Source organism: Odoribacter sp. N54.MGS-14, assembly GCF_000980295.1.
Lineage (GTDB): Bacteria > Bacteroidota > Bacteroidia > Bacteroidales > Marinifilaceae > Odoribacter > Odoribacter splanchnicus.
Map to the genome: position 1 here is coordinate 23,433 of NZ_LARL01000030.1, position 11,430 is coordinate 34,862.

9 protein-coding genes are annotated in these 11,430 nt (G+C 41.7%); 7 read left to right on the top strand and 2 right to left on the bottom strand.

From position 1 onward, the window contains the following. Positions 1–78: 78 nt before the first annotated feature. Both WS42_RS07875 and WS42_RS07880 read right to left on the bottom strand, forming a co-directional pair. Positions 79–1,653 (bottom strand): TIR domain-containing protein, encoded by a 1,575-nt coding sequence (locus WS42_RS07875; RefSeq protein ID WP_013612144.1) that lies wholly within the window; start codon positions 1,651–1,653, stop codon positions 79–81. A 121-nt stretch (positions 1,654–1,774) separates the two neighbouring features. Then, positions 1,775–2,659, bottom strand: coding sequence for a LysR substrate-binding domain-containing protein (locus tag WS42_RS07880; protein ID WP_022160602.1), 885 nt, complete (start codon positions 2,657–2,659; stop codon positions 1,775–1,777). A 292-nt stretch (positions 2,660–2,951) separates the two neighbouring features. Here WS42_RS07880 and WS42_RS07885 point away from each other — a divergent pair, with 292 nt between their 5' ends. The 7 genes from WS42_RS07885 (at position 2,952) to WS42_RS07915 (ending at position 10,695) form a co-directional block, all read left to right on the top strand. Next, on the top strand, positions 2,952–3,557 hold the full coding sequence (locus WS42_RS07885) for an ATP synthase subunit E (protein WP_013612143.1): 606 nt from the start codon (positions 2,952–2,954) through the stop codon (positions 3,555–3,557). 17 nt (positions 3,558–3,574) lie between these two features. Further along, complete coding sequence (locus WS42_RS07890; protein ID WP_022160601.1) at positions 3,575–4,390, top strand: DUF2764 family protein; 816 nt, start codon at positions 3,575–3,577, stop codon at positions 4,388–4,390. Positions 4,391–4,468: 78 nt separating this feature from the next. Continuing rightward, positions 4,469–6,226, top strand: coding sequence for a V-type ATP synthase subunit A (locus WS42_RS07895; protein WP_022160600.1), 1,758 nt, complete (start codon positions 4,469–4,471; stop codon positions 6,224–6,226). Positions 6,227–6,322: 96 nt separating this feature from the next. Further along, a complete protein-coding gene (locus tag WS42_RS07900) occupies positions 6,323–7,642 on the top strand; it encodes a V-type ATP synthase subunit B (RefSeq protein WP_013612140.1) in 1,320 nt (439 codons plus the stop codon). A gap of 36 nt (positions 7,643–7,678) precedes the next feature. Continuing rightward, positions 7,679–8,278 carry a V-type ATP synthase subunit D gene (locus WS42_RS07905; RefSeq protein WP_013612139.1) on the top strand — a complete coding sequence of 200 codons (600 nt, stop codon included), beginning with the start codon at positions 7,679–7,681 and terminating at the stop codon, positions 8,276–8,278. A gap of 8 nt (positions 8,279–8,286) precedes the next feature. Further along, entirely contained in the window at positions 8,287–10,173 is a 1,887-nt protein-coding gene (locus WS42_RS07910) for a V-type ATP synthase subunit I (protein ID WP_228026162.1), read from the top strand. Positions 10,174–10,245: 72 nt separating this feature from the next. Further along, on the top strand, positions 10,246–10,695 hold the full coding sequence (locus WS42_RS07915) for an ATP synthase subunit C-like protein (RefSeq protein ID WP_161945899.1): 450 nt from the start codon (positions 10,246–10,248) through the stop codon (positions 10,693–10,695). Positions 10,696–11,430 lie beyond the last annotated feature (735 nt).

Sequence of the window (11,430 nt, forward strand, 5' to 3'; positions counted from 1 at the left end):
CTGTGACAGAGATGATCTTCAAAGTCGGACTACCGGCTTTGAAGAGTCTCTGTTTTTTCTTTCCTGTTAGTGCCGGATTTATTTTATATCTAAATTTTCTATTTCCTTCAAATCATTAGCAATTGCTTTTTTTATCGAGTCTTCTTTTATAAACTCTGCTACCTTTTGTTCATTATGTTCGTATGAAATGGCCAGTACATTATTTTTGACTCCTTTACAACTCATACTGGAAGGTAAACTATAATCATCGTTATAAGCTGCGACTGTAATATTACTTCCATCGCTGCGGCTGATAGATTTTATCTGACAAGGTATTATTCCTGTAGGAGAAAGAAAGAGATATGAAAATATACCGTATTCCCAGGCTTTGCTTAACGAATGATAATCTTCGAGCTTTAGGTTTACAATATGTCCCTGTTGTGAAGAACGGGAGGGGACTAAAAAGTTACCGGCGTTTGTGTAGACCGTTGTCTGGGGAGACTTCAATTCGGTATTATTGAGATAAGAACGGGCAAGTTTATTGCCATCTTCGTCGACGATATTGAATTCATAAGTTTTTATCTGTTCAAAACCGGTGTAATTTATTTTTATTGTCTGTTCAAAATTATTTTTCTCATCAATTATACTTGAAAACACTTGCAATGTATTCGGGTTCCTTTTTGAATTAAAAAAAACAATTTCGAATACTCTTTCCCCACTGCTTAATTGCGTTTCATGCTCTATCTTATATTCAAAAGCGATTTGAGGGGTAAAAAGATGAAAATGTGATTTTTTAACATCCGCAGACTCTATTGTGGTATCACGTCCCGAGATGGGTTTGCCTTGTGCTATCACCCATTGATAAGCGGCGGTTGCTACAGCAAATTCTTTTGCTCCCCGGGCAGGCAGGCTTGCAGGAGCGATTCCGATGAATTTTTGTGTCGGGGCGAACATCCAATCCGGTAATTTTACACTTGTAACCGGCTGTACATCCTGCGATTTTTTTGTGTTTTGCTCCGGGGTGGCTGGATCTTTTTTCTCTTTTCCCGAAGTCAAAGGAGTTGCGGGGCTATCCGGTGATTCGGTTTTAAGGGTATCCGATTTATTTATCGTGTTATTTTTTGAGAGGATACACTGTTTCCCGGAAACCTCTTGCAGGTACCACCAAATCCCTCCGGCACATAAAATAAGAGCTGATAGGATCAAAATTGTTTTTAAAGAAAAGAAGCGGGATTTACGGGTCTCTAAAAAGTCGGTTTTTAGTTTTTTGTAAAATTCGTCGAAGTAATATTGATTATATTGAGGTCCGTTTTTCTTTGCTACATCTTTGATATCTGCCGGAAGATTTTCTGGAAAACCCTCGAACCCTTCGAGCAGGATGGGGATGATATTTTTCTGTTTTTTCAAAGCGTAAGCTAACTCTATTCGTAACCAGTCTTGTCGTGGATTAAAGGCCGGATCGAGTGTTCTGGCGAAAGCCCCTTTGCTCAGTATTAAAATGAAATCGGAACATTGGTCGATACGTTTCAGAAGTGCCTGATCGAAATCTCCGTTCCGAAGGGTATCCAAATCGAAGCTCACCCGATAGCCGTCTTTAGAAAATAAATCATAGAGGTGTTTCGCTGTTTCGTATCCCCCTTTACGTCTGTAACTGATAAAAATATCGTATTTCATGATCCGATCTTAAAGATTTACCACATCAGAATTTCTATTCAAAAATGCAAATAAAATTATTTCCGTCAAAATTAATTATATCTACATCGGTACACTTTGTTTTATTCCTGGGGTATGTTTACTAAAATTTTTGCCGGAGAGAGAATTCGATGAATTGTTTGGCATAGGGATCGGGTTCACCTTGCCGGTGAATGATATAAAACATCCGGTTGATATTCAGTTCGTCGATATCGATGATTTTTAATTTCCCGGCGGCCACTTCTTCGCGGATACTATAAATCGAAAGCAGAGCAAAACAGTTTGAATGAAGTAAATAATGTTTGATTCCTTCCGTACTACCTAAAACGAGCTGACAATTTAGTGTGTTTATGGCTATTCCGGCCTGTGCGAGCTGATTGCGGATGACGTGGTAGGTACCGGAACCCTGTTCACGCAAAACGAATGGGAGTTGGGGGAATTGTTCCGGAGAAATGTGTTCAGGGATTTTTGTTTCTGCTCCGGTGACCAATACAATCTCATCCCGGAGAAAAGGTATATAATGGAGGTCCGGTTGTGTCGGGGTTCCCTCTATAAAAGCGACATGAAGATTACCTGTTACAATTTCCTGTTCGATCTGTGCCGTATTTCCGCTCATCAAAGAAATAGCCATTTGCGGTGAGGCATTTTTGAATCGGACCAACGTCTCCGGAAGGACATATTGGGATAAAGTGGTACTGGCTCCAATGTGAAGTGTGCCTGTAAAAGTATGTTTCATTTTATCGATTCTGAAATTTATTTCCCGTTCCTTCCGAACTAAAATTTCAATTTCCGAGTACAGATACTGTCCGGCTTCGGTGAGTTGCATCCGACCTTTTATCCGGTTGAAGAGGGTAATACCCAGTTCTTTTTCCAATTCTTTTATATTTTTAGAAATTGCTGGCTGGGATAGTAATAACTCTTCAGCTACTTTTGTGGTGTTGGGAGTTTGAGCCAGATGATAAAAAACTTTGTATTTGTGATCGAGCATAGGAATAAAAATTAATAGAAAGCAAAATAATAGAAATTAATTCTTTAAAACAAAGGAATCCGGAACGACGTAAAAATTAATTTAAATTTAGAGTTAAATAGGGAGAAAAGTGGTAATCGTTAATTTAAATCGTTTTAATTCGAATGATTTGTTTGTTATTAAATGTAAAAACATTAATTTGGAGCCATCAAATTTGAAAATTGGCATAAGGCTTGTGTTATTGATAAAATGATTGTTAAGTCGGTGAAATACTTGTACTTAGAAAGAATGTCCGAAACTAAAAATGAGATATATGGAAAACAAATTAGATGTCTTAACTAAAAAGCTGTATGAAGAGGGGGTCGATAAGGCGAATCAGGAAGCTGAAAAAATAATCGCTCAAGCAAAGGAAAAAGCAGCAAAATTGATTGCAGAGGCTGAGGAACAGGCAAAGGGAATAAAAGCCGGAGCAGCAACCGAAGTCGAAAATATGAAAAAAAAGGCTGAATCAGAGATGACTTTGAGCGCACGTCAGGCGATTACTGCTTTGAAACAGTCGATCACTTCCCTGATATCCGGTGAAGTGGCAGGAAATATCGCTAAGGCAGGTTTTAAAGACGAAGCATTCGTGCAGGAAATGATTGTCGCTATTCTGAAAAAATGGGACGTAGCTTCCGGAAACCTGAACCTGGAATTGATTTTGTCTGAGGAAGAGAAAGAAAAATTCCAACAGTTTGTGGCGACCAAATACAAAGAATTGTTGGATAAAGGCCTTGAAATAAAAGTAGGAGATCATACGGATGCTTTCGTCATACAACCGAAGGACGGAGGATATCAGGTTGCTTTTTCCGAGAAGTTGTTCGAGACTTTCTTCAATCAGTATATGAGAAGCTTTACCAAGAGCTTGCTCTATAAATAATTTACGATTTAATTTACATGGATTATATTGCTTTTATAGCAGGCTTGCCGGAAATTGCCTGGGATGATCGGAAATTGTCTTTGACAGTGGCCGAATTTCGGGAACAATTGAAAGATTATATCAGTGGTAGGGATGAACGGTTGATCGATTTATTCTTTTTACCTAATGATAATGCCCAGGTGTTGCGTTTGTTGAGGAAACAAGAACCCGATGGGGCGTTGTCTACTGTTTATCCGGTGAAATTGCTGGAAGATGAAATACAGGAACCGGATAAAACGATTCCGGCTTACCTGAGGGAATTCATTACTGATTTTAAGGAAGAGCATTTGCGTTATGATGTTTCGCCCGAGAATGTGTTGAGCTGGATGTATTATGATTATATGATGAAAGCCGACAACCAACTGGTGAAGAGATATGCAGAGTTTTCCATGAATCTGAAAAATCTGGTCACTGCTTTGAATGCCCGGAAATATGGGATGGAAGTGGCAAAAGAGGTGATCGGGAGTAATGAGTTTGCAGTAGCTTTGCGGACATCCAATGCGAAAGATTTCGGTTTGACCCTGGATTATCCTTATGTCGAAAAAGTGATTGCTTTGATGGATAACGATAATTTAGTAGAACGCGAACGGGGACTCGATTTGATTATTTGGCATTTCTTGGATGAAGCGGTGACTTTTGATTATTTTTCTTTGGAAAGAGTCATCAGTTATATGCTTCGTCTGATGATCGTCGAACGGTGGAGCAAGATGAGTTCAGAGTCCGGGCGGAAGGTGTTTATGGAAATGGTCGACCGTTTCCGGAAAAGTTTTCAGTTTGAAGAACAATTTAAATAATTTACGATGAATGAATTACAAAGGATATAGAGAAATCGTCGATTCTTGTAATTCAAAAATCAAAAATAAATAAGGTTTATGGCAAAAACACAAGGAAAAGTCCATAGCATTATTTCTAACCTTGTACTCGTTAAAGTCGAAGGGCCTGTTTCCCAGAATGAGATTTGTTTCATAGAGGAAAACGGGGAACGTTTGATGGCCGAAGTGATAAAGGTGGTGGGAGATCTTGCTTATGTGCAGGTATTTGAGAGCACCCGTGGTTTGAAACCCGGAATGCCTGTTGAATTTCAGAATCACATGTTGGAAGTGAGTCTCGGACCTGGTCTGTTGTCGAAAAACTTCGATGGCTTACAGAATGACCTGGATAAAATGACAGGTGTTTTTTTGAAAAGAGGAGAATATACAAATCCTTTGGAGGACGATAAAAAATGGAGCTTTACGCCGCTGGCCAAAGCCGGGGATAAGGTGAAAGCTGCCGATTGGCTCGGAAATGTGAAGGAAAACTGGCTGGATCATAAGATTATGGTTCCTTTTAAGCTGGAGGGAGAATATACGGTGGTTTCCGTAGTCCCGGCAGGGGAATACACGATTTTGGATACGATTGCCGTATTGAAAGATCGTACCGGGAAAGAAATCAATGTCACGATGGTGCAGAAATGGCCGGTAAAAGTAGCTATCCGGAATTATGTGGATAAACCACGTCCTTTCCGGCAGATGGAAACGGGTGTTCGGGTCATCGATACCATGAACCCGATGCTGGAAGGGGGAACCGGATTTATTCCGGGACCGTTCGGTACGGGAAAGACGGTGTTGCAGCATGCTTTGGCCCGTTTTGCGGATGCAGATGTGATTATCATGGCTGCCTGCGGTGAACGTGCCAATGAGGTGGTGGAAATATTTACCGAATTCCCGGAATTGCAGGACCCGCGGTCAGGACGTTCCCTCTATGAACGTACTACCATTATTGCCAATACGTCGAATATGCCCGTTGCTGCTCGTGAAGCATCTGTGTACACGGCGATGACGATCGGAGAGTATTACCGGGCAATGGGAATGAAAGTGCTGTTATTGGCCGATTCTACTTCTCGTTGGGCGCAAGCTTTGCGTGAGATGTCGAACCGTATGGAGGAACTTCCCGGGCAGGATGCTTTCCCGATGGACTTGTCTGCGATTATCTCCAACTTCTATGCCCGGGCCGGGATGGTATATCTGAATAACGGTAGTACAGGTTCTGTCACGTTTATCGGTACGGTATCGCCTGCCGGTGGTAACCTGAAAGAACCGGTAACCGAATCGACCAAGAAAGTGGCCCGTTGTTTCTACGCATTGTCACAGGCTCGTGCTGACTCCAAACGTTATCCGGCGATCGATACCCTGGAATCTTATTCGAAATATCTGGAATACCCCGAATTTGTCGAATATGCCCGGAAAAATATTTCGGACCGGTGGATAGAAGATGTGAATGAAGCCCGTAATATGCTGGTCAGAGGCCGGGAAACAGCTGAGCAAATCGATATTTTGGGAGATGATGGTGTTCCATTGGATTATCACCTGATATTCTGGAAATCGGAATTGATTGACTTCGTGATCCTGCAACAGGATGCTTTCGATAATATTGACGGATCGACCTCGATGGCGCGTCAGCAATATATGCTGAATATGGTTTTGGATGTTGTACGTTCGGATTTTGACTTCGATTCTTTCGAAGAAGTAAATCCTTACTTCAAACGGATCATCAATGCTTTTAAACAGATGAACTATTCCGAATTTCAGTCCGGCCATTTCAAGAAATTCGAAGCGGAAGTGAAAGATATTATTAATGAAAGAAAAAAATAAGTAATTTATGAGTTACGATAGGACGCCAGGGGAAACAGAGCTGAATATGCGTTGCAATCGTAAATCGTAATTCAAAAATCCAAAATAAATTAAGGTATGAACACTGCTTTTCAAAAGGTATATACCAAAATTACCCAGATTACCAAAGCTACCTGTTCACTGAAAGCTCAGGGGGTCGGAAATGACGAACTGGCGATTGTGAATGGCCGTTTGGCTCAGGTTGTGAAGATTTGGGGGGAAGACATCACGTTGCAGGTATTTTCCGGCACCGAGGGTATTCCGACCAATGCTGAGGTGACTTTTCTGGGAAAAGCTCCTACACTGAAGGTAGGAGAGGATCTGTGCGGACGTTTTTTCAATGCATTCGGAGATCCGATCGATGGCGGGCCTGCTGTAGATGGCGAAGAACGTGAAATCGGGGGACCGTCTGTGAATCCGGTACGCCGTAAACAACCTTCGGAATTGATCGCTACCGGTATTGCAGGTATCGACCTGAATAATACGTTGGTGTCGGGACAGAAGATTCCGTTTTTTGCCGACCCGGATCAACCTTATAATCAGGTGATGGCGAATGTGGCTTTGCGTGCACAAACCGACCGGATTATCCTGGGAGGAATGGGATTGACCAACGATGACTATCTGTATTTCAAAAATTTGTTCGACAATGCCGGTGTACTCGATCGTATCGTCAGTTTTGTCAATACGACCGAAGCTCCTCCTGTCGAACGGTTACTGGTGCCGGATATGGCCTTGACCGCGGCAGAATATTTTGCCGTGGACAAGAACGAAAAAGTGTTGGTATTGCTGACCGATATGACCTTATATGCCGATGCGTTGAGTATTGTGTCGAACCGTATGGACCAGATCCCTTCGAAAGATTCTATGCCCGGTTCATTGTATTCGGATTTGGCTAAAATCTATGAAAAGGCCGTACAGTTCCCGCAGGGGGGATCGATTACCATCATTGCCGTGACGACCTTGTCGGGCGGTGATATTACACATGCTATCCCGGATAATACCGGATATATCACAGAAGGTCAGTTGTTCTTGCGGAAAGATACGGAGATCGGTAAGGTGATTGTCGATCCGTTCCGAAGCTTGTCCCGTCTGAAACAGTTAGTGATCGGTAAGAAAACCCGGAAGGACCATCCTCAGGTAATGAACGCCGCTATCCGTCTGTATGCCGATGCTGCCAATGCACGGACAAAATTGGAAAATGGTTTCGATTTGACCGATTACGATAAACGTACGCTCGATTTCGCCCGGGATTATTCGAATGAATTATTGGCTATCGACGTGAATATCGGTATTACCCAGATGTTGGACACAGCCTGGGCACTGTTCCGGAAATATTTTACCCGTTCGGAACTGGGAATCAAGAAAGAGATCGTGGACGAATTTGGAAATATGGATTAATTTGCGGTTTACGATAATTAAAATAAATCAGTCGGTATGGCAATAAAATTTCAATACAATAAAACTTCCCTGCAGAGTCTTGACAAACAACTCAAGATGAGGGTAAGAGCTTTGCCTACCATCAAAAATAAGGAATCTGCCTTGCGTTCAGAAGTAAAGAAAGCAAAAGAAGTTGCGGATGAGTTTGACGGAAAATTAGACGACACACTCAATGGCATCAGTGATATGCTTCAACTTTATGATGAATATACTCCGGATATTCTTACCGTGAAAGATGTCAATATGTCGGTGAAGAAAATTGCAGGAGTACGTACGCCGGTGTTGGACCAGGTGGAGTATGAAATAAAAGACTTCAGTCTGTTTAATGCACCGGGATGGTTCCTTGACGGGATTCAGCACGTGAAAGAAGTAGTAAATATCGCTCTCGAACGGGAGTTTTATATGCGGAAGATGGAATTACTGGATCGTGCCCGTAAGAAAACGACACAAAAGGTGAATCTGTATGAGAAAGTACAGATCCCCGGATTTCAGGAAGCAATCCGAAAGATTAAGCGATTCCTGGAAGATGAGGAGAACCTTTCCAAGTCGGCACAAAAGATTGTGAAAACCCGTAAAGCGATGGAGGACGAAGCATGATAGTACCAATGAGAAAATTATCCCTGCTGATATTCTATCGGGATTATCAGGCATTTCTCGGGGAACTTCGGGAAAAGGGAGTGGTTCATATCCATGAAAATAAAAAACGATCGGCCGAAGACGAAGAACTGAAACACAAGTTTGCCGTCATTAAGCGGATCGGAGAAATGATCAAACAGCTGTCCAAACGGATTCCTGAAACTAAGGAGACTTTTACGGAATTATTGGAACGTTGGTCACAGGCGATGGAACCGAAAGAAAAGTTGTTTTTTTATCAACAAGTGTTTTATGCGGGAGATCGGTTGAAAGAAGAGTCAGAAGTAACCGAATTGGATTTGCTGACTTTTCTGGAAAACCAGTTCAAACGAATGGAACATATTGATCAACAGATTGCTTCGCTGGAAAAAGAAGGTATGATCTATGAACCTTGGGGAGATTTGCCCGACGAACAGATCGGCGGACTCCAAAGGGCAGGTTGGGATCTGCGGTTTTTCACCGTTCCCGACCGGAAATATTTACCTGAATGGGAAGACAAATACAATGCGTTTGTTATAAACCAGGATAAGGGACAAAAGTATTTTGTTACTGTCCTGCCCCGGGAGGTAGAAGAATATCCCGAAGCCGATGTCGTGTCTTTTCCTCAGATGAGTGCGGAACAAATCCGGCAACAGGTCGCCGGGTTGAAAACCGAAAAAGAAACGGTTGCCGAAAACTTGAAGAAGATCGCGGCTTTTTCGGTGGAATACCTGAAGGATTTGAAAGTACGGATTTGTGAAGATACGGATACTTTAAAAGTGAAGGATGCTGCAATGACTTTACTTGAAGATAAGGTGATTGCTCTGGAAGGTTGGGTGCCGGAAGCTATTGCAGCCGATACGGACCACTGGCTGGCAGATAAAGGAGTTGCTTATGAACTCGAGATTCCGACAGAGCAGGATAATCCTCCTATTCTGCTGAAGAATAATAAGTTTGCTCGTTTGTTTGAATTTATCGGCGAGCTGTATTCGCTGCCTAATTATCGGGAAATCGACTTGACACCGTTTTTTGCACCGTTTTTTGTGCTGTTTTTCGGTTTTTGTCTGGGAGATGCCGGATATGGATTGCTGCTGTTGTTGGGTATCACCATTTATAAGTTTAAGGCGAAGCCGGCAATTAAACCGATTCTGTCGTTAGCACAATGGCTGGGTATTTCTACAGTGATCATGGGAATTGTCGGAGGTACTTTCTTCGGTATCCAATTGCTGGATGTACAGGTTCCCTGGATGGAGAAGATGAAAGCTTATATGTTGGATTCACAACAGCTGTTCAACCTGGCTTTGATCGTCGGAGCCGTACAAATTATCTTCGGTATGTTCCTAAAAGTGGCTAACCAGTGGAAACAACATGGTTTTGCAGCAGCTCTCTCGACAATCGGATGGCTCGTGTTGATTCTGGGAGAAGGAATCTGTTATTGGTTGTCGACCAAGGGATATGCAATGGATGTCCCGATGTATGTTGTCGGTGCTGTAGCAGGATTACTGATCTTTGTATTCAATAATGTTCGTCGGAATGTATTCATTAATATCGGTGCCGGTTTATGGGATTCTTATAATATGGTCACCGGCCTTTTAGGAGATACACTTTCTTATATCCGTTTGTTTGCCTTGGGTATTTCGAGCGCGGTATTGGGATTGGTGTTCAATGATCTGGCAATGAATATGAGTCCGGATGTGCCGGGAGTAAAACAGTTGGTCATGTTGATCATCCTGTTGTTCGGACATAGTGTGAACTTGTTTATGGCTGGATTGGGTTCCTTTGTACACCCGATGCGTCTGACTTTTGTTGAGTTTTATAAGAATGCAGGTTTTGAAGGAGGCGGTAAGAAATACCGGCCTTATAAGAAAAGAAGTAATTGAAACCTGCTATTATAGATTTATATCCAAAAAAGAATTGAAAAATTATAATTAACAAACAATTAAAAAATAGAAATCATGAATGAGATTATTTTAGCTTATATTGGGGTTGGATTGATGTTAGGACTGTCCGGAATTGGTAGTGCTTATGGCGTAACTATCGGTGGTAATGCTACGATCGGTGCACTGAAGAAGAATGACGAAGCTTTTGGTAACTATATGGTATTGTGTGCACTTCCTGGTACACAGGGACTTTATGGATTCCTGGGCTTTTTCTTGCTGAAGAATGTATTGGTAGCCGGTATTACCTGGTTACAGGCTGCTGCTGTTTTTGGTGCCGGCTTAGGACTTGGATTGGTATGTCTGTTTTCTGCCATCCGTCAGGGCCAGGTATGTGCTAATGGTATCATCGGTATCGGTTCAGGATACGATGTGTTCGGTAAAACTCTGATTTTGGCCGTATTCCCTGAGTTGTATGCTATTGTTGCTGTTGCTGCAACTTTCATGATCAGTACGATGATCTAAGTATAAATATAGTTTTAGAATTCGAAGGTTGTCCCCTTCGAAAAGTGCATCTTAAAGTTCTGAAAAGAAGTTTAGGGGGGTATTTTTCGAAGGGGATTGTTTTTTCGTTTCAATATTACGAAACGCTCCTTTAAACTTCTGAAAAAATTTGCTATTTCGGTTTTCAAATTCTTCATCGGTTCTAAAGATTGCTCTGATAGGAGATTTTATGATAGAGTAGAATATGTAAATCATTGATTGTAAGTTGAATTAATGCGGTCCTGAGATTTACTCTGCATTTGGGGGAACTTAAAAACGTTTCACTTTGGATAGTATGAACTGTTTCGGTTCGTTCGATGGTGTATTTGAGGTTTAAAAGTAAAACTTGAGGTAGAGTTTGAATTTCTGCTCCTTATTTTATAAGTGTTGATTGTTAGGCTTTTATGTAAAATATTCATTTTTTTTGAAAAAAAGTTCGTAAAAAATTTGGAGATGGGGTATAAATTGTTCTATCTTTGCAGCCGCAATCAGGGAATGAGGGATTAAACCAATAGCGCAGGTGAGTGGTGGTGAAGGGTTGGTTTCCAGAGTTTTGGGTTGTGCAGAGTTCTTCAGAATATTGCCCTGGTCGGGGTTTGAAAAAAAACTTCAAAAATTTCTTTTGAAAAGTTTGGAGTTGATGAAAAAGTCCTTACCTTTGCAGCCGCTTTCCGAAACGAAGCGGACGTTCTGAAACATTTTGACTGATGTGTTTTT